This is a genomic window from uncultured Tepidimonas sp. (assembly GCF_938045175.1).
Taxonomy (GTDB): Bacteria; Pseudomonadota; Gammaproteobacteria; order Burkholderiales; family Burkholderiaceae_C; genus Tepidimonas.
Genome location: NZ_CALIND010000170.1, coordinates 1 through 18,800 on the forward strand (window position 1 = coordinate 1; position 18,800 = coordinate 18,800).

Annotated in this window: 18 protein-coding genes and 1 pseudogene; 13 read left to right on the top strand and 6 right to left on the bottom strand. The window is 68.8% G+C overall.

Annotation, left to right across the window (positions count from 1 at the left end; genetic code table 11):
• The 3 genes and pseudogenes from Q0716_RS08840 to Q0716_RS08850 all read left to right on the top strand — a co-directional run.
• Positions 1-430: ATP-binding protein (locus Q0716_RS08840; RefSeq protein ID WP_299022190.1), on the top strand; the 430-nt coding region annotated here is incomplete at its 5' end.
• A pseudogene (locus Q0716_RS08845) lies at positions 427-1,191 on the top strand (delta(1)-pyrroline-2-carboxylate reductase family protein); the annotation flags it as partial. The gene Q0716_RS08840 and the pseudogene Q0716_RS08845, both read left to right, overlap by 4 nt.
• 211 nt (positions 1,192-1,402) lie before the next feature.
• On the top strand, positions 1,403-1,747 hold the full coding sequence (locus tag Q0716_RS08850) for a RidA family protein (protein WP_299022192.1): 345 nt from the start codon (positions 1,403-1,405) through the stop codon (positions 1,745-1,747).
• Positions 1,748-1,778: 31 nt separating this feature from the next.
• Here the strand turns inward: Q0716_RS08850 and Q0716_RS08855 are convergent, their stop codons facing one another.
• Positions 1,779-2,198 (bottom strand): Lrp/AsnC family transcriptional regulator, encoded by a 420-nt coding sequence (locus tag Q0716_RS08855; RefSeq protein WP_299022194.1) that lies wholly within the window; start codon positions 2,196-2,198, stop codon positions 1,779-1,781.
• 170 nt (positions 2,199-2,368) lie between these two features.
• Between Q0716_RS08855 and Q0716_RS08860 the strand changes: the two genes are divergently transcribed.
• A complete protein-coding gene (locus tag Q0716_RS08860; protein ID WP_299022197.1) occupies positions 2,369-3,442 on the top strand; it encodes an ornithine cyclodeaminase in 1,074 nt (357 codons plus the stop codon).
• Between the two features lie 21 nt (positions 3,443-3,463).
• Here Q0716_RS08860 and Q0716_RS08865 read toward each other — a convergent pair whose 3' ends face one another.
• A complete protein-coding gene (locus Q0716_RS08865; RefSeq protein ID WP_299022200.1) occupies positions 3,464-3,961 on the bottom strand; it encodes an Lrp/AsnC ligand binding domain-containing protein in 498 nt (165 codons plus the stop codon).
• A gap of 173 nt (positions 3,962-4,134) precedes the next feature.
• Between Q0716_RS08865 and putA the strand changes: the two genes are divergently transcribed.
• Positions 4,135-7,626, top strand: a complete 3,492-nt coding sequence (gene putA / locus Q0716_RS08870; RefSeq protein WP_299022232.1) for a bifunctional proline dehydrogenase/L-glutamate gamma-semialdehyde dehydrogenase PutA — start codon at positions 4,135-4,137, stop codon at positions 7,624-7,626.
• Positions 7,627-7,667: 41 nt separating this feature from the next.
• Here putA and Q0716_RS08875 read toward each other — a convergent pair whose 3' ends face one another.
• Positions 7,668-8,387 (bottom strand): YggS family pyridoxal phosphate-dependent enzyme, encoded by a 720-nt coding sequence (locus tag Q0716_RS08875; protein ID WP_299022203.1) that lies wholly within the window; start codon positions 8,385-8,387, stop codon positions 7,668-7,670.
• 11 nt (positions 8,388-8,398) lie between these two features.
• Here Q0716_RS08875 and Q0716_RS08880 point away from each other — a divergent pair, with 11 nt between their 5' ends.
• Genes Q0716_RS08880 through Q0716_RS08890 form a run of 3 tightly spaced genes read left to right on the top strand, consistent with a single transcriptional unit; the run spans position 8,399 to position 11,531 of the window.
• A complete protein-coding gene (locus Q0716_RS08880; protein ID WP_299022206.1) occupies positions 8,399-9,442 on the top strand; it encodes a type IV pilus twitching motility protein PilT in 1,044 nt (347 codons plus the stop codon).
• 24 nt (positions 9,443-9,466) lie between these two features.
• Complete coding sequence (locus tag Q0716_RS08885; RefSeq protein WP_299022208.1) at positions 9,467-10,603, top strand: PilT/PilU family type 4a pilus ATPase; 1,137 nt, start codon at positions 9,467-9,469, stop codon at positions 10,601-10,603.
• A gap of 10 nt (positions 10,604-10,613) precedes the next feature.
• On the top strand, positions 10,614-11,531 hold the full coding sequence (locus Q0716_RS08890) for an NAD(P)-dependent oxidoreductase (RefSeq protein WP_299022211.1): 918 nt from the start codon (positions 10,614-10,616) through the stop codon (positions 11,529-11,531).
• Positions 11,532-11,556: 25 nt separating this feature from the next.
• On the opposite strand, the gene Q0716_RS08895 is transcribed toward Q0716_RS08890, so the two are convergent.
• The 3 genes from Q0716_RS08895 to Q0716_RS08905 form a co-directional block, all read right to left on the bottom strand.
• Positions 11,557-12,123, bottom strand: a complete 567-nt coding sequence (locus tag Q0716_RS08895) for a BON domain-containing protein (RefSeq protein WP_366139730.1) — start codon at positions 12,121-12,123, stop codon at positions 11,557-11,559.
• A gap of 104 nt (positions 12,124-12,227) precedes the next feature.
• Positions 12,228-12,842 (bottom strand): SIS domain-containing protein, encoded by a 615-nt coding sequence (locus Q0716_RS08900; RefSeq protein WP_299022216.1) that lies wholly within the window; start codon positions 12,840-12,842, stop codon positions 12,228-12,230.
• Positions 12,843-12,869: 27 nt separating this feature from the next.
• Positions 12,870-13,295, bottom strand: a complete 426-nt coding sequence (locus Q0716_RS08905) for a YraN family protein (RefSeq protein ID WP_299022217.1) — start codon at positions 13,293-13,295, stop codon at positions 12,870-12,872.
• A 37-nt stretch (positions 13,296-13,332) separates the two neighbouring features.
• Here Q0716_RS08905 and rsmI point away from each other — a divergent pair, with 37 nt between their 5' ends.
• The 5 genes from rsmI to Q0716_RS08930 all read left to right on the top strand — a co-directional run.
• Entirely contained in the window at positions 13,333-14,241 is a 909-nt protein-coding gene (gene rsmI / locus Q0716_RS08910; protein ID WP_299022234.1) for a 16S rRNA (cytidine(1402)-2'-O)-methyltransferase, read from the top strand.
• A 27-nt stretch (positions 14,242-14,268) separates the two neighbouring features.
• Entirely contained in the window at positions 14,269-14,913 is a 645-nt protein-coding gene (locus tag Q0716_RS08915; protein WP_299022220.1) for a DUF502 domain-containing protein, read from the top strand.
• A complete protein-coding gene (locus Q0716_RS08920; protein ID WP_299022223.1) occupies positions 14,910-17,570 on the top strand; it encodes a bifunctional acetate--CoA ligase family protein/GNAT family N-acetyltransferase in 2,661 nt (886 codons plus the stop codon). The genes Q0716_RS08915 and Q0716_RS08920 overlap by 4 nt, the downstream gene beginning before the upstream one ends.
• Before the next feature lie 226 nt (positions 17,571-17,796).
• On the top strand, positions 17,797-18,348 hold the full coding sequence (locus Q0716_RS08925; RefSeq protein WP_299022226.1) for a phasin family protein: 552 nt from the start codon (positions 17,797-17,799) through the stop codon (positions 18,346-18,348).
• 147 nt (positions 18,349-18,495) lie between these two features.
• Positions 18,496-18,800: 3-hydroxyacyl-CoA dehydrogenase NAD-binding domain-containing protein (locus Q0716_RS08930; RefSeq protein WP_299022229.1), on the top strand; the 305-nt coding region annotated here is incomplete at its 3' end.

The following is an 18,800-nucleotide window of genomic DNA, read 5'->3' on the forward strand; positions in this document are numbered from 1 at the left end:
GCCCGCCGGTTTACCTGCGGTGGAGGGCGACCCCCTGCTGCTGTCCCAGGTCTGGGACAACCTGCTGGGCAATGCGTTCAAATACAGCCGCCCGCGCCAGCCCGCCATCATCACGGCAGGGGGCGAGGTACGCGATGCGTCCGATGGCACTCGCGAAGCCGTATTCTGGGTGCGCGACAACGGCGTCGGCTTCGACCCCGCGCGGGCCGAGCGCTTGTTCGGTGTCTTTCAGCGCCTGCACCGCCCGCAGGACTTCGAAGGCACGGGTATCGGCCTGGCGCTGTGCCGCCGCATCATCGAGCGCCACGGCGGCCGCATCTGGGCGGAGAGCCAGCCCGAGCAGGGTGCCACGTTCGCGTTCACCCTGCCGTTGGCGGCGCCGTCGGGTCACGCCACCACCGCGCCGGATGCCACCCACCCCAGCCCATGACATCACCCGTTTGGCTCGACCCGCGCGCCACGGCCGACGCCTTGCCCTATCCCAGCTTGGCGGACACCATCGAGGCCGTGCTGCGCGACGCTCGCGTCACCGTTCCGCCGCGCCAGGTGCTGACACTCGCGGCAGGCGGTAGTCTGTTCGTGATGCCGGCGTTCGATGAGACGGTCGCCATCACCAAACTCATCACGTTCGTCGCCGACAACCCCTCGCGCGGGCTGGCCACGATCCAAGGCGACGTCCTGGTGTTCGATGCGCGCGATGGCCGCCGACGCCTGGTGCTGGACGGCCCCACCGTCACCGCACGGCGCACGGCGGCGGTATCGCTGTTGGCGGCGCGTCGGCTCGCGCCCAAGCCGCAGGGCCCGCTACTGATCGTGGGAGCCGGGGTACAAGGCCGCGCCCACCTCGAGGCGTTTGCCGTTGGCTTGGGCGTGCGTGAAGCGCACATTGCCTCCCGCAGCGCCGCCAGTGCGGACGCCTTGGTGCGTCATGCCCGGTCCTTGGGACTGCAAGCGCGGCACGTGGACGATGCCAACGCCGCATTGGCGGACTGCCCACTGGTTGTTAGCTGTACGCCCGCCCACACGGTCGTGCTGCACACCGCGCCCCGGCCCGACGCCTTTGTGGTGGCAGTGGGGGCTTTCACCCCCCGCATGGTGGAATGGGCACCAACGGTTTGTCGGCACGTGGCCGCGACAGGCACCCTGTTGGTGGACACCCGCGACGCGGACCACGAGGCCGGCGATCTGCTGCAGGCAGGAATCGACGTCACTGCATTGCCCACACTGGCCGATGTGGTGTGCGAAACCCCCGCCTGGCAGCGGGTGGCATGTCACGATGGCCCCATTTTTCCAAGAGCTGCGGCTGGGCCGGCTGGGACTTGGCCGCGGCTCGATGCGCGCTGGCGGCGCAGACCCGGCGTGCCAGCCCCGGTTCAACCCCTCCCTGATGAAGGATTCAACCATGGTGCAACGCTTCGACGTCGGACCGCGCTTGTCCGAGATGGCCATCCACCACGGCACGGTTTATTTGGCGGGGCAGGTGCCCGACGATCCGACCCAAGACATCGAAGGCCAGACGCGTCAGGTGCTGGGCATGATCGACGCCCTGCTGGCACGCGCGGGCACCGACAAAACGCGGCTGCTGATGGTGCAGATTTTTCTGGCCGACCTGGCGGACTACGACGGCATGAACCGCGCCTGGGACGCGTGGGTGCCCACGGGGCACACGCCGCCGCGCGCCACGGTGCAAGCGCGCCTAGCGCGGCCCGAGTGGAAGATCGAGATCGTCGCCACCGCGGCCCTGTAGCGACCGGCGCCGCTGGGCTGCACCGACGCCCTCAACGGTACGTGCGCAGGTGGATGCTGGTCTCGGTGCTGTGGATGCCCTTGATCAGCCGGATGCGCTCGAGGATGTCTGACAGCTCGTGCATGGACAGCGCCTCCAGCTCGGCCAGCAAGTCCCAGCGACCGTTGGTGTCGTGCAATTTCACCACCCCCGGCTCGCCCAGCAGGCTGGCGATCACCGCACGCGTCTGGTTGCCCTCGACCAGCACGCTCATCCAGGCGCGGATGCGCTCGGGCTCGGCCTCGGGGCGCAGGCGCACCGTGTAGCCGAGGATGACGCCCGCGTCTTCCAGCTTGCGCATGCGGTTGGTCACGGTGCCGCGCGAGACGTTCAGTTTGTAGGCCAAATCGGCGACGCTCAGGCGAGCGTTGCGGCGCAGCAGCGCGATGAGGGCTTGGTCGATCTCGTCCATCGTGCTCGCATTCTGACATATTGACAATCGATCTTTGGCATTTCGTCAACCTACCAACGAAACGTCAACGTTTTGACGTTTTACTTTGACAGGCGTCTGGCGCACACTGCGGGGTACACGCAGCGCTCCCGCTCCCGAGGAGCCGCACACCGACACGACTGGAGACCCGCATGACCACCCCTTTCCCGCTGACGCCCCGCATCGCCACCCGCTACATCAGCGCACCGACCATGGTGCGGCTGGTGCAGACGGTTGGCGTGGCGCAGAGCATTCGTGACATCGCCCAGCGCGTCCGCGCCGATTTTTGCCGGTGGAGCGACTTCGACAAAACGGCGCGCGTGGCCAACCATTCGGACGTCGGCGTCATCGAACTGATGCCGATCGCCGACACCGTGCGCTACAGCTTCAAATACGTCAATGGCCACCCCAAAAACACGCGCGACGGGCTGCCCACGGTGATGGCATTCGGCGTACTGGCCGACGTGCGCACCGGCGCGCCACTGCTGCTGAGCGAACTAACGCTGACCACCGCGCTGCGCACCGCGGCCATGTCGGCGCTCGCCGCGCAAGCCCTGGCGCGCCCCGACAGCCGGGTGATGGCGCTGATCGGCAACGGTGCGCAGGCCGAGTTTCAGGCGCTGGCGTTCCAGCACCTGCTCGGCATCACCGAGCTGCGCCTGTTCGACACCGACCCCGCCGCCACCGACAAACTCGTGGCCAACCTGCACGACAGCGGCCTGGTGCTGACGCGCTGTACCAGCACGGCCGAAGCGGTGCGGGGCGCAGACATCGTCACCACCGTCACCGCCGACAAGACCAACGCCACCATCCTGACACCAGAAATGATCGAGCCCGGCATGCACATCAACGCGGTCGGCGGGGACTGCCCGGGCAAGACCGAGCTTCACGCCGATGTGTTGCGCATGGGCCGCGTGTTCGTCGAGTACGCCCCCCAGACCCGCATCGAGGGGGACATCCAGCAACTGCCGCCCGATTTTCCGGTCACCGAGCTGTGGGAAGTGCTGACCCAGCGCGCCCCGGGACGCCAAAGCGCGCAGGACGTGACCGTGTTCGATTCGGTCGGCTTCGCGCTGGAGGATTATTCGGCCTTGTGCTTCGTGTACGAGACCGCGCAGCGCCTGGGACTGGGCGAGACGTTGGATTTGATCCCCACCCTCGACGACCCGAAAGACCTGTTCGGCACGCTGCGCGCGCGCCGGGCCGCGCTGCGCCGCGCGGCTTGAGGGCACCCGTACCCACCGCGCCTACCGCAACAGCGGGAGGCGGTGGGTATGTTTCACCTCCTCCATGACGGCATAGGTGCGCGTCTCGCGCACGCCGGGCAGCTGCCACAGCACGTCGCCCGCAAAGCGGCGGTAGTCGGCCATATCGGCCACGCGCGTCTTGACCAGGTAGTCGAAGCCACCCGCCACCATGTGGCACTCCAGCACCTGGGGGGCCGCTTGCACCGCAGCCTTGAACTGTTCGAACACGTTGGGGGTGGTGCGATCGAGCAGCACCTCCACGAACACCAACAGCCCGGCACCGAGCTTTGCCGGGTCGAGCCGCGCCTCGTACCCCAGGATGTAGCCCTCGCGCGTCAGGCGCTGCACCCGTGCCAGGACCGCCGTCGGCGATAACGCCACCGCCTCGGCCAACTTCAGATTCGTGATGCGCCCGTCGCGCTGCAGTACATCCAGGATGCGCAGGTCGATGCGGTCGAGCTCGTGCAGGGGTCGAGCGGCGCCCGTCACTTCCGACATTTTCACTACTCCATCGCCAAAAAAAGAAATCCTATTCGGAATTATCGGCTGCAAACTTTCGCAATATTAGCCTCGGAAGCCGAACCATGAACGCGCACCGCGAATCTTTGTCACCCGTACCCGACTGGGTGCAGCCGCCCTTTTCGCCCCCCACGTGGCCGCGCGCCGACACCATGCGCGCGCTGCCGCCACGCCACCGGGCAGCCGAGACCGCGTTGCTGCCCGCCCTGCTGGAGCTGGCCCACCTGCCCGATGCGCAGCGCGAGCGGGTCGCCGCCCTGGCCCAACGGCTCGCCGGTGCGCTGCGCGCCCGGGCACCCCAGGCGGGACGGGAGGGGCTGGTGCAAGCGCTGCTGCAGGAGTACGCGCTGTCCTCCCAGGAAGGCGTGGCCCTGATGTGTCTGGCCGAGGCCCTGCTGCGCATCCCGGACGCCGCCACGCGCGACGCGCTCATCCGCGACAAGATCGGCCGCGGCGATTGGCGTGCGCACCTGGGCCGCAGCCCATCGCTGTTCGTCAACGCCGCCACCTGGGGCCTGCTGCTGACGGGCAAACTCACCGCCACCCACAGCGAAGATGGGCTGGGCAGCGCGCTGGCGCGGCTGCTGCGCCGTGGTGGTGAGCCGCTGGTGCGCCAAGGGGTGGATCTGGCCATGCGCCTGATGGGCGAACAATTCGTCATGGGCGAGACGATCGAAGGCGCCCTGCGCCGTGCGCAGCGGCGCGAGGCGCAGGGCTTTCGCTACTCCTACGACATGCTGGGTGAAGCGGCGTTGACCGCCGACGACGCACAGCGCTATTTCGAGGCCTACCGCCACGCGACCGACGCGATCGGCGCGGCCAACGCGGGCCGAGGCGTCATCGACGGCCCCGGCGTGTCGATCAAGCTGTCGGCCTTGCACCCGCGCTACAGCCGCGCGCAATATGCTCGCGTCATGGAGGAGCTCTACCCGCGCCTGCTGGCGCTGGCGCAGGCCGCGCGTGCCGTGGATATCGGCCTGCACATCGACGCCGAGGAAAGCGAGCGGCTCGAACTCTCGCTCGACCTGCTCGAGCGCCTGTGCCACGAGCCGACCCTGGCGGGCTGGAACGGTATCGGCTTCGTCATCCAGGCCTATCAGAAGCGTGCCCCGGCGGTGGTGGACCATGTCATCGCGCTGGCGCGACGCAGCGGCCACCGGCTGCTGGTGCGCTTGGTCAAGGGCGCGTATTGGGACAGCGAAATCAAGCGCGCGCAACTCGACGGCCTGGACTACCCGGTCTATACCCGCAAAGCGTACACGGACGTGTCCTACCTGGCGTGCGCACGCCGGCTGCTGGCGGCACCCGACGCGGTGTTTCCGCAGTTTGCCACCCACAACGCGCACACGCTCGCCGCCATCCACGAGATGGCCGATCCCTCGACGTGGCACCCGCAGCAGTACGAGTTTCAGTGCCTGCATGGCATGGGCGAGCCGCTGTACGAGCAGGTCGTCGCGCCGCCCAGCGCGGGCGGTCTGGGACGGCCGTGCCGCATCTACGCGCCGGTGGGTACCCACGAGACGCTGCTGGCCTATTTGGTGCGGCGGCTGCTGGAAAACGGCGCCAACACCTCGTTCGTGCACCGCGTCGCCGACCCGGCCATTCCGTTGGAGGCACTGACCGAAGATCCGGTGGCCACCGTGCAGGCGTGGGCCGCGGCCGAGGGGCAAGTCGGCCGACCGCACCCCCACATTCCCGCCCCGGCGGCACTCTACGGCGGCGCGCGGGCCAACAGCGCCGGGCTGGATCTGGCCGACGAGGCCGCACTGGCCATGCTGCAACAAGCGCTCACCGACAGCCGCCGTGCGCCGCTGCAGGCGCAGGCGCTGCTGGCCGATGGGGCCACCCCCAGCGGCCCCGCGCGCACGGTGCGCAACCCCGCGCGCCACGCCGACGTCGTCGGGGTGGTCCACGAAGCCAGCGCGGACGATGCGCGCACGGCCCTGCACGCCGCCGCGCGGGCCGCGGCCACCTGGGCCCACACGCCGCCCGCGCAGCGTGCGGCGGTGTTGCGCGCCGCCGCCGACCGGCTGCAAGCCGATCTGCCGGGCTGCGTGGCCCTGCTGATGCGCGAAGCGGGCAAGACCGCCGCCAACGCCGTGGCCGAGGTCCGCGAGGCGATCGACTTCTTGCGCTACTACGCCGCCCAAATCACCGACGCCCATTGGCCAGCCGACGCGCCCGTCCTCGGCCCCGTGGTCTGCATCAGCCCGTGGAACTTTCCGCTGGCGATCTTCACCGGCCAGATTGCGGCCGCACTGGCCGCGGGCAACCCCGTGGTGGCCAAACCGGCGGAGCAAACGCCCCTGATCGCCGCGCGCATGACCGCGTGGCTGCACGACGCAGGGGTGCCGCGCGACGTGTTGCAACTGCTGCCGGGCGCGGGCGAGACGGTGGGCGCGGCGCTGGTGGCCGACCCGGCGACGGCGGGCGTGCTGTTCACCGGCTCCACCGAGGTCGCGCGGCTGCTGCAGCGCTCGCTGGCCCAGCGGGTGGCGCGCGACCCGGACGGCCGCGTGCGACCCGTGCCGCTGGTGGCCGAGACGGGCGGCCAAAACGCCATGGTGGTCGACACCTCGGCCCTGCCGGAGCAGGTGGTGCAAGACGTCCTCACCTCCGCCTTCGACAGCGCGGGGCAGCGCTGCTCGGCCCTACGCGTGCTGTGCGTGCAAGAGGAGGCGGCCGACCGCATCCTGACCATGCTGCGCGGCGCGATGGCCGAGCTGCGCGTGGACGACCCGGGGCGGCTGGCCACCGATGTCGGGCCGGTCATCGACGCGGCAGCGCGCGACGGCATCCTGCGCCATATCGAGGCGATGCGCGCGCGCGGCTACCCGGTGTGGCAAGTCCCGCTGCCACCGCAGGCAGGGGCCGGGACCTTCGTGCCGCCCACCGTGATCGAGCTGCCTGGACTCACGTTGCCCACGCGCGAGGTCTTCGGCCCCGTGCTGCACGTGGTGCGCTGGCGACGCGAGCAACTGGGCGAGCTCGTCGAGGCCATCCACGCCACCGGCTACGGACTGACGTTTGGCGTGCACAGCCGCATCGACGAGACCATCGAGCACCTGACCCACACCGTGCGCGCGGGCAATCACTACGTCAACCGCAACATGGTGGGCGCCGTGGTGGGCGTGCAACCATTCGGCGGCGAGGGGCTGTCGGGCACCGGACCGAAGGCAGGCGGCCCCCTGTATCTGTACCGGCTGCTGGCACGCGCCCCCGCGGATGCCGTGACACGCGCCCTGGCGTTTGCGGGCGCGCCACAACCCGAGGACTGGCGCACGCCGCTGCTGCTGCGTGGCCCCACTGGGCAGCGCGACGAATACCGGCTGCTGCCCCGCCAGCGCGTGCTGTGCGTGGCCAGCGACGCCAGCGTGCGCCAAGCCATGCAAGCGCGGGTGCGCGCCACGGGTGGGGAGCCGACCGAGGACGGGGCCAGCGACTTCGACGCCGTGCTGTTCGACGGGGATGCGAGCGCGCTGATCGACGTGCAGCAGCGGATCGCAGTCCGTGTCGGCCCGGTCATCCCGGTTCAAGCGTGGCAAGGAGCGGACACCCTGCCGCCCGGGTTGCTTGCCGAGCGCAGCGTCAGCACCAACACCGCCGCGGCGGGCGGCAATGCGAGTCTGATGACGCTGACCTGATCACGCCACGCGGGGGCGGTACGCGATCCCGAGCTCCCGCATTACCGCGGCTCGGTGGGCGGCGGTCGGCGACCGAAGATGGCACTGCCGACCCGCACCATCGTGCTGCCTTCGGAGATGGCGGCCTCCAGATCGTCGCTCATCCCCATCGAGAGGGTGTCGAACCCGTCTGGGTTGCCCAGGCCCGCACGAACCTCGGCAAACAGCGCTGCCACGCGCGCAAAGACCGCCCGCATCGCGGTGGGCGTGGGTTGCGGGTCGGGGATGGCCATCAGGCCACGCAGCCGCAAGCGCGGCAGCGCCACCACCGCGCGCGCCAGCGCCAGCGCCTCGTGCGGCGCCACACCGGCCTTCGTGGCCGCCCCATCGACGTTGACCTGCAGGCACACCTGCAGCGGCGGCCGGTGCGCCGGGCGCTGCTCGCTCAGGCGCTGGGCGATCTTGAGCCGATCGATCGACTGCACCCAATCGAACGACTCGGCCACGAGCCGCGTCTTGTTGCTCTGCAGCGGCCCGATGCAGTGCCACTCCAGCCCCTCGATGCCACGCGCGCGCACGGCATCGATCTTGGCCACACCCTCTTGCACATAGTTTTCGCCGAAGGCGCGCTGTCCGGCCGCGTGGGCCTCGGCAACGGCGTCGGGACCAAACGTCTTGGAGACGGCCAGCAGCCGCACCGACGCCGGATCGCGCCCATGGCGCAGGCAGGCCTGTTGGATGCGCGCACGCACGGCTTGGAGGTTGGCGGCGATCGTTGCCATAATGGGGACAAATGGATGTGACACAACTGCTGGCCTTCGCGGTCAAAAACAAGGCATCGGACTTGCACCTATCGGCGGGCCTGCCGCCGATGATACGGGTGCACGGCGACGTGCGGCGCATCAATGTCGAGCCGCTGGACCACAAACAGGTGCACGGCATGGTGTACGACATCATGACCGATGCCCAGCGCAAGGCGTACGAGGAGTTCCTGGAGTGCGACTTCTCGTTCGAGATCGCGGGGCTGTCGCGCTTTCGGGTCAATGCGTTCAACCAGCACCGCGGTGCCGCTGCCGTGTTTCGCACCATTCCCTCCAAGGTGTTGACGCTGGAGGACTTGAACTGCCCGCGCATCTTCGCCGACCTGGCCATGAAGCCGCGCGGGCTGGTGCTGGTCACCGGGCCCACCGGCTCGGGCAAATCGACCACGCTGGCGGCCATGGTCAACCACCGCAACGAAAACGACGCCGGGCACATCCTGACGATCGAGGATCCGATCGAATTCGTGCACGAACCCAAGAAGTGCCTGATCAACCAGCGCGAGGTTGGGCCCATGACCCACTCGTTCTCGGCTGCGCTGCGCTCGGCACTGCGCGAAGACCCGGACGTGATCCTGGTGGGTGAAATGCGTGACCTGGAGACCATCCGGCTGGCGATGACCGCCGCCGAAACCGGTCACCTTGTCTTCGGCACCCTGCACACGTCGAGCGCGGCCAAAACCGTCGACCGTATCGTGGACGTGTTCCCGGCCGAAGAAAAGGACATGATCCGCACCATGCTGTCCGAGTCGCTGGTGGCGGTGATCTCGCAGACCCTGCTCAAGACGGCCGATGGCAAAGGCCGGGTGGCCGCGCACGAGATCATGGTGGGCACGCCCGCCATCCGCAACCTGATCCGGGAAAACAAGGTGGCGCAGATGTACTCGGCCATCCAGACCGGGCAGCAGCACGGCATGCAGACGCTGGACCAGGCACTCATCGAACTGGTGCGGCGCAACGTGGTGACGGCCCAGGAAGCGCGCAGCAAAGCCAAGATCCCGGACAATTTCCCCGTCTGACGGCCTGCCGGCCAGGAGCGCGCCATGGAACGCGATCAAGCAAGCAACTTCATCCACGAACTGCTGCGGCTGCTGATCAGCCGCAACGGCAGCGACCTGTTTCTGACGGCCGACTTCCCGCCGGCGATCAAGGTCGACGGGGCCATCACGCGCGTGTCGCCGCAGCCACTGACGGGCCAACACACACAGGCGCTGGCGCGCGCCATCATGAACGACAAGCAGGCGGCCGAGTTCGAGCGCACCAAGGAGTGCAACTTCGCCATCGCGCCGGCCGGCATCGGGCGCTTTCGCGTCAACGCCTTCGTGCAAATGGGCAAGGTGGGGCTGGTGTTGCGCACCATCCCGTCGCGCATCCCGACCATCGACGAACTCGGCCTGCCGCAGGTCCTCAAGCAGCTGGCGCTGGCCAAGCGCGGCATCTGCATCGTTGTCGGCGGCACGGGCACCGGCAAATCCACCACACTGGCGGCGATGGTCGACTGGCGCAACGAGCACACGCACGAGCACATCGTCACCATCGAGGATCCGGTGGAGTTCGTCCACACCCACAAAAACTGTATCGTCACCCAGCGCGAGATCGGCATCGACACCGACAACTGGGAAATCGCGCTCAAGAACTCGCTGCGGCAGGCACCCAACGTCATCCTCATGGGCGAGATCCGCGACCGCGAAACCATGGAGCACGCGATCGCGTTTGCCGAAACCGGCCACCTGTGCCTGGCCACGCTGCACGCCAACAGCGCCAACCAGGCGATGGAGCGCATCATCAACTTCTTCCCGCAGGACCGTCACGCGCAATTGCTCAAGGACGTCTCGCTCAACCTACGCGGCATGGTGGCACAGCGACTGCTGCCACGCGAGGATGGCAAGGGGCGCGTGGCCATCGTCGAAGTGCTGCTCAACAGCGCCCTGATCGCTGACCTCATCATGAAGGGCGAGATCCACGAGATCAAGGAAGTGATGAAGCGCAGCACCGAGGTCGGGATGCAAACCTTCGACCAAGCGCTGTTCGATGCTTTCGAGGCGCGCCAGATTTCCTACGAAGACGCGGTGCGCAACGCCGACTCGCAAAACGACATCAAGCTGCGCATCAAGCTGGAGAGCCAGCGCGCCCGCAACAGCGACCTGGCGGCCGGCACCGAACACTTGCAAATCGTCTGACCCCCACCCCATGTCCCCGACCGTTCAACCCAAACCCAGCTACGAACCCATCGCCTCGCATCGTGTCGCCTTTTTGGGACTGGGCGTCATGGGCTACCCGATGGCGGCGCACCTGGCGCTGGCCGGCCACCGCGTGACGGTCTACAACCGCACCCCATCCAAGGCGCAGGCATTCGTGCAGGCCTTCCGACACCTGGGTGTCGCCGCAGCAGCGACGCCGCGCGAGGCCGCCGCCGGGGCCGCGCTGGTCTTTGCCTGCGTCGGCAACGACGACGATCTGCGCCAGGTCACGCTGGGTGAGCACGGCGCCTTCGCCGGCATGGCGCCCGAGGCGATCTTCGTCGATCACACGACGGCGTCGGCCGAAGTGGCGCGCGAACTCGACGCGCAAGCGCGCGCGCGGGGCTTGCACTTCATCGACGCGCCCGTCTCCGGCGGTCAGGCAGGGGCCGAAAATGGCGTGCTCACCGTCATGTGCGGCGGCGATGTGCAGGCGTTCGAGCGCGCCCGCCCGGTCATCGCTGCCTACGCACGCGCGGTCACGCGCATCGGCGACAGCGGTGCCGGCCAGTTGGCCAAGATGGTGAATCAGATTTGCATCGCGGGTCTGGTGCAGGGACTGGCCGAAGCCATCGCCTTCGGGCAGCGCGCTGGCTTGGACATGCCACTGGTGCTGGACGTGATCGGCAAGGGCGCCGCCCAGAGCTGGCAGATGGACAACCGGGGCAAGACCATGGTCGAGGACCGCTTCGACTTTGGTTTTGCCGTGGACTGGATGCGCAAAGACCTCGCGCTCGTGCTGCAGGAGGCGCGCCGCAACGGCGCGCGTCTGCCCGTGACGGCGCTGGTGGACCAGTTTTACGGCGATATCCAGCAAATGGGTGGCGGCCGCTGGGACACGTCCAGCCTGATCCGGCGCCTGCGCTGAAACCCACCGATCCGCCCGCCGGGCGTCACTGGGGCGGCGTGGCCGGGGTGTTTTGCGGGGGCGGGGACGGCTGCAACCGCGCCAGATCGGCCTCGCTGATGATTTCGAACACCCGCACGACGCGCTGCACACCGGGCACGGTGCGCACCACCTCGGCGGCGCGGTTGGCCTCGCGCTGCGTCACCAGCCCCATCAGATAGACGGTGCCGCGCTCGGTCACGACCTTGAACGCGTTGGCCTGCAGGTCCTTGGCGTCGAGCAGCGCGGCCTTGACCCGTGCCGTCACCAACGCGTCGGCGGAACGCGCGCTCAGCGACGGTGACCCCATGACCGCCAACTCATCGACCACGGCCACGACATTTTCAACGCCCTGCACGACGCGCAACGCCGTCTGGCGATCGGCCTCGCTGGCAATCTCGCCGGTCAGCAGCACACGCCGGTTGAAGCTGGTGACGTTGATGCGGCCGCGCTCGCCCAATGCCTCGCGCAGCCGGTTGGCGGCCTTGAGCTCGATGGCCTGATCTTCGAGCTGGGCACCACTGGTGCGGCGATCGGTGGCCACCAGCACCGTGCCGCCCACGGCGGCGCCCACTACCAGTGGGGCGCAACCTGTCAGCGGTACCAGACCGACAGCGGCGGCACATGCGGCCAGTGCAAATCGGCAAGCCCAAGACCTGCGCGGTATCGAAAATTTTGTCATGGTTCGAGGATCTCCGCTTCGGTTTCTTCACCCAACAATTGCACGTCGATGGCGTCGCCGATGGCATGCAGCGCCACCAGGTGTGCCTCGTGCACGCGCGCCGGTCGCTCGGTCGGCACTGCGACCAGGACGTCGGTCGGCCGCAGCACATCGGCCAGCACACCAGGCCGCGCACTGGCCAGCAGCACCACGGTCATCTCGCGCTCGTGCGCGGCTTCGATCGCCGCCAGCGCATCGGGCGCGTCGGGGACGGCCGAAATGACCAAAAGGGTATCACCGGGCAGGCCCAACGCGCGCAACTGACGCACGATGGGCGAGGCGCCGGGCGGTGCGCCCATGGGCACCGAGGTCGTGAGGGCCGCATCGACCCCCAGCGCCAGCGCCGCCAGCTCGGGACGCTCGCGCTCGAAGCGTCCCACCATCTGGGCGACGAACGACTGTGCCAGTGCGGCCGACACGCCCGTACCCCACACCAGCACCTTACCGCCCGCGGTCAGGCTGGCCAGCAGGGCGCCCACCGCCGCCTCCAGCGCCGGGCCCACGGCCTGCGCGCACTGGTACTGCAAATCGGCGCCGTCGACGAGGTGTTGCTGGATGCGGTGCAAAAGCATGGGGGGCAATCTTATCGGGTTGCGGCGTCAGTCCCAGCCAGTGGCATCGAAAGCGCCGCGCAACCATTCGATGCGAGGCGGCTCGGGCCCCTCCAGTTCCCCGTCGATCACCACGACGTCGAACCGGCACCGCGGCACGTGTGACAAGCGGGCCAAAAAATGGCGCGCGGCAAAAACGATGCGACGCTGCTTGACCCAGCCGACACTGGCCGCCGCCCCGCCGTGATCGGCGCGCGTGCGCTGACGCACCTCGACGAACACCAGCGTGCCGTCAGCCTCGGCCATAATGAGATCGACCTCGCCGCCGCCGCGGCCCGGGCTGCGCACGTTGCGTTGTACCAACCGCAGCCCATGCGACTGCAGGTACTGCAGGGCCCGCGCTTCGGCAGCGTCGCCGCGCGCCTTGCCGCCTGGGCGGACCGGCGCCGATCGTCGATTGTCGTGAGTCGCCATCGTGAATACCCTTGCCGCGCCTGCCGCCACGCCTGCCATCGACCCCTCGTCGGGGGATGCCCTCGGACGGCTGGCCGCATCCCAGCATTATCCCGCCGGCACCTTGTACGTCGTGGCCACGCCAATCGGCAACTTGGCCGACATCACCCTGCGCGCCCTGCACGTGCTGCGCCTGGTCGATGCCGTGGCCTGCGAGGACACGCGCCACTCGGCACGGCTGCTGCAGGCATACGGTCTGCAAGCGCCATTGCTGGCGGTGCACGAACACAACGAGGCGCGCGCGGCCGAGACCATCGTCGCGCGGCTGCAGCGGGGCGAGCGCATCGCCTACGTCAGCGACGCGGGCACCCCGGGCTTGAGCGACCCCGGGGCGCGCCTGTGCGCCGCGGTGCGCCGGGCCGGGCTGCGCACCGTGCCCGTGCCCGGTGCCAGCAGCGTCACCGCATTGCTCAGTGTGGCGGGCATCGCGGCGGGCACCGTCACCGTGGTGGGTTTTTTGCCCCCCAAAGGCGCGGCGCGCGCGCGTGCCTGGCAGCGCTGGCGCCACAGCGATACGGGCCTGGTGTTGCTGGAGGCACCGCACCGCATCGATACGCTGGCGGCCGAACTGGCCGAACTGGGCGAGCGCCCCGTCACCGTCGGGCGCGAGCTGACGAAACAGTTCGAAGACATCGTGACCCTGCCGTGCGCGGCGGTGCGCCAGTGGCTCGCGGCCGACCCCCAGCGGCGACGCGGCGAGTTCACGCTCGTCGTGCACCCGCTGGACGAGACGCCCCCCCGCGGCGAGGACGCGCTCGATGCGCAGGCCACGCGCGCGCTCGAGGTGCTGCTGCAAGAGCTGCCCCTCAAAACCGCGGCGCGGCTGGCCAGCACCCTCACCGGCGCGTCCCGGCACGCGCTGTACCAATGGGCTCTGTCGCGGCGCGCCGATGCGTCGCCCGACTGACACATATCCGTGCTACACCCGGCTGCGATGAAACGTCTGTCCCAATACTTTCTGCGGGGTCTGCTCGCCCTGCTGCCGATTGGCATCACGCTGTACCTGCTGACCGCGCTGGTGGTGTGGTCGGAGCAGCTCGCGCTGTCGCTGCTGCGCCCGGTGATCGGCGACTTCTATGTGCCCGGGCTGGGCCTGCTGCTGACCGCTGCGCTGGTGCTCGTGGTCGGCTTTCTGGTCTCGACACAAGCCACGGCCCGGCTGCTGGACTGGGTAGAGCTGCCCTTTACCAACCTGCCGGTGGTCAAGAGCATTTATGCCTCGCTCAAGACGTTTGCCGACTATTTTTCCCCGCAACGCCGCGAATCCGCGGCGCAGCAGGTCGTGATCCTGCGCCCCCCAGGCGCCGAATGGGAGGTGGTAGGCCTGGTCACGCGCCACCATCTGCAGGGGCTGCCGAGCGGCTTTCTGCCCGGCGACCGGGTGGCGGTGTACCTGCCCATGGGCTACATGATCGGGGGCTACACCCTGTTCGTGCCGCGCAGCTGGATCACTCCCATCGAGATGTCCGTCGAGGAGGCCATGCGCTCGGCGCTGATCGCCTGGATGACCAGCCCCGCCCGTACCGATGCCAACCCACCCGGGCGCCCCGCGCCTACCCATACCCCGCCGGCGCCATGAGCATTCGCAACCTCGATTTTCTGTTTTCACCGCGCCGGGTCGCGGTCTTTGGCGCCTCCGACCGCCCGGGGAGCGTCGGTGGCACCGTCTGGCGCAACCTGGCGCGTGGCTTCCAGGGGGTGCTCTTCGCCGTCAACCCGCGCCAGCCCGCGCTGGGTGTGCCCGTGGCGCGCGACCTAGACGACCTGCCCTGTGCGCCCGACCTGGCCGTCATCTGCACCCCGCCCGCCACCGTACCCGGGCTGATCGCGCGCCTGGGCGCGCGCGGCACGCGCGCCGCGGTGGTCGTGACCGCTGGCCTGGACGCGCGTCAGAAACAGGCCATGCTCGACGCCGCGCGCCGCCACACGCTGCGCATCCTGGGGCCCAACTGCATCGGTATGCTGGTGCCCCACCTTGGGCTCAACGCCAGCTTTGCGCATGCGGACGCTCAGCCGGGCCAGATTGCGTTCGTCTCGCAGTCGGGGGCGTTGGTGACGGCCGTACTCGACTGGGCCAACGACCGTGGCATCGGGTTTTCGCACTTCGTCTCGCTCGGTGAGCACGCGGACGTGGACTTCGGCGACATGCTCGACTACCTGGGCAGCGACGCGCGCACGCGCGCCATCCTGATGTACGTCGAGTCGATCACGGCGCCGCGCAAATTCATGTCGGCCGCGCGCGCCGCGGCGCGCAACAAGCCCGTCATCCTGGTCAAGGCCGGGCGCTCGGCGCAGGGCAGCCGCGCCGCGGCCTCGCACACGGGCGCGCTGGCCGGGTCGGATGACGTGTTCGACGCCGCCATCTCGCGCGCGGGCATGCTGCGCGTCAACACGTTGCATCAGTTGTTTCTGGCCGTGGAGCTGCTGGCGCGCTTCCGCGACAACCGCAGCGAGCGGCTGCTCATCTTGACCAACGGCGGTGGCGCGGGGGTGATGGCCGCCGACGCCGCCGCACACATGGGCGTGGAGCTCGCCACCCTGACCCCAGAAATGGTGGCGCGGCTCGACGCCGTGCTGCCCGGCAACTGGTCGCGCGCCAATCCGGTCGACATCATCGGCGACGCCCCTGCGCAGCGCTACGTGGATGCCCTGCGCATCCTGCGCGACGACCGCGACAGCGCCATTTTGTTCATCCAGGCCCCCACCGCCATCGTGCCCAGCGACGAGATCGCCCAAGCGGTGCTGCCGCTGGTGGCCGAGCGGCCGCCGCGCGTGCTGGGCTGCTGGTTGGGCCACGGCGCGGTGGCCGAGGCGCGGGCACGCTTTCGTGCCGCGGGTATCCCCGACTACCCCACGCCAGAAGAGGCGGTGCGCGCCTTTTCGTTCCTGCGCCAGTACCACCGGCACCAGGCAGAGCTGATGGAAACGCCGCCCGCGCTGCCTGCAGGGCTCGCGCTCGATCTGGAGGGCATTCGCCGCCTGGTGCGCCAAGCGCTGGACGACGGGCAGACCTGGCTCACGGAACCCCAGGCCAAGGAGCTGCTGCGCCTGGCGGGCATTCCCGTGCCCCCCATCCGCACGGTCGGCGCCGACCCGCAAGCGGCCGTCGATGCGGCCGAGGCGCTGGGCTACCCGGTCGTGCTCAAGATTCTCTCAGCCGACATCACGCACAAATCCGACGTGGGCGGCGTGCGGCTGGATCTGCACAACGCACAAGAAGTGCGCGAAGCCGCCGCCGCCATGCTGGCGCGCGTCGCGCAACGACGCCCCGATGCGCGCATCGACGGCTTTACCGTGCAGCCCATGGTGCGGCGCCGCGGCGCGCACGAGCTCATCGTCGGCGCCAGCATCGACCCGCTGTTTGGCCCCGTCATCCTGTTCGGGCAGGGTGGCACGGCGGTCGAGGTGGTGGCGGACCGGGCGCTGGCGCTGCCACCGCTGAACGTGGCGCTGGCCGAGTCGCTCATCGAGCGCACGCGCGTCGCTCGCCTGCTGCGCGGCTGGCGCGACGTGCCGCCGGCGCACCGCCCATCGATCCACACCGCGCTGCTGGCGGTCTCACAGTTGCTGGCCGACGTTCCCGAGATCGCGGAAATCGACATCAACCCGCTGCTCGTCGATGCCCAGGAGGCGATCGCCCTTGATGCGCGCGTGCGCGTCAGCCGCGACCGCCCTGGGGGCGCGGCGCACTTTGCCATCCGCCCCTACCCGCAGGAGCTGATCGAGACCCTCGACTGGCATGGCGAGACGCTGACGCTGCGCCCGATCCGCCCGGAGGACGAGGCACAGCACCTGGCCTTCCTGCAAAAGATGGATCCCGAGGACATCCGCCTGCGCATCTTCTACAGCCGCCGCAGCATCGAGCACAGCGAACTGGCGCGCCTGACACAAATCGACTACGACCGCGAGATGGCGTTCATCGCCACCCGCACCGGCCCCGACGGCCAACCGGAGACGATCGGCGTGGTGCGCGGCATCTGCGACCCGGACAACGAGACGGCCGAATACGGCATCCTGGTGCGCTCCGACCTCAAGGGCCGCGGGCTGGGGCGGCTGCTGATGGACAAACTCATCCGCTACCTGCGTGCGCACGGTACGCGCCGCATCGTGGGCACCGTGCTGCGCGAAAACAAAGGCATGCTGGCCTTGCTGGAAAAGCTGGGCTTCGCCATCACGCCCCACCCGGATGACCCGGACCTGCGGCACGTCGAGCTGCCGCTGCAGCCCACGCACTGAACCCGCCGCGGCGCGTTCTTGCTACCGTGCCTCGACCGTTCGTCGGATTTTTGTTGCGGCGCAACAAAATGACTTGCGAATGTCACACAAATCCCTATACTTGGGCTCATGTTGCAGCGCAGCATGAACGGTCGGTGATCGAACCGGAACAGGGGAAACCACCAGGGAGGTTGCGCGCAATGGTCCTGTCGTCCATCCACCCATCCGCTCTCAAAGGAGTCTCACCATGATGACCGTCGAACAAATCCTCTCTCTGCACAAAAAGAACGTCGCCACCGCGTTCGATTTGGGTGAAAAAGCCCTGGCCGGTGTCGAAAAGCTCGCCGAGCTGAACCTGCAAACCGCCAAGACCCTGCTGGCTGAAAGCGCCGAGCACACCCAAGCCATGCTGTCCATCAAGGACATGCAAGACCTGGTCGCGCTGCAAAACGCGATGCTGCAGCCCATGGGCGAGAAGGCCGCGGCCTACAGCCGCCACCTGTATGACATCGCCTCCAGCCTGAGCGCCGAATTCGCCAAAGTGGCCGAAGGTCAGGCCGCCGAGGCGCAAAAGCAGTTCGTCAGCGCCCTCGACACAGCGGTCAAGAACGCCCCGCAGGGCACCGAGCCGGCCGTGGCCGCGATGAAAAACGCCGTCTCGACCGCCGCCGCTGCCATGGAGTCGGTGCAAAAAGCCGTCAAGCAAGCCACCGAGCTGGCCGAGGCCAACCTGAAGGCCGTCGCCACCACCGCGGTCAATGCCACCAAGGCCCCGCGCAGCACCGCTGCCAAGGCCTGAACGACCCCGTGCCGGCCTCCCGCACAGCGGGGGGCTTGACGCGACCGAGACACCCCGCCCCCCTAGGTGGCGGGGTGTCGCCTTTTGGGGGCCCCGCATAATCGGGGCTGTTCCCTTCACCCCCATTCGCCTCGAGGAGTTTTTGACATGGGTATCGACACCATCGGCATCATTGGCGCCGGCACCATGGGCAACGGCATCGCCCAGGTGTGCGCCACCAGCGGCCTGTCCGTCGTGATGGTCGACATCAGCGACGCCGCCGTGCAAAAGGGCTTGGCCACCATCCAGGGCAGCCTGGATCGCCTGCTCAAGAAAGAAAAGATTTCCGCTGCCGACAAAGACGCCGCCCTCGCGCGCATCCGCCCCTCGACGCGCTACGAAGACCTGCAGGGCGCGCAGCTCGTCGTGGAAGCCGCTACCGAAAACCTCGAACTCAAGATCAAGATCCTGCG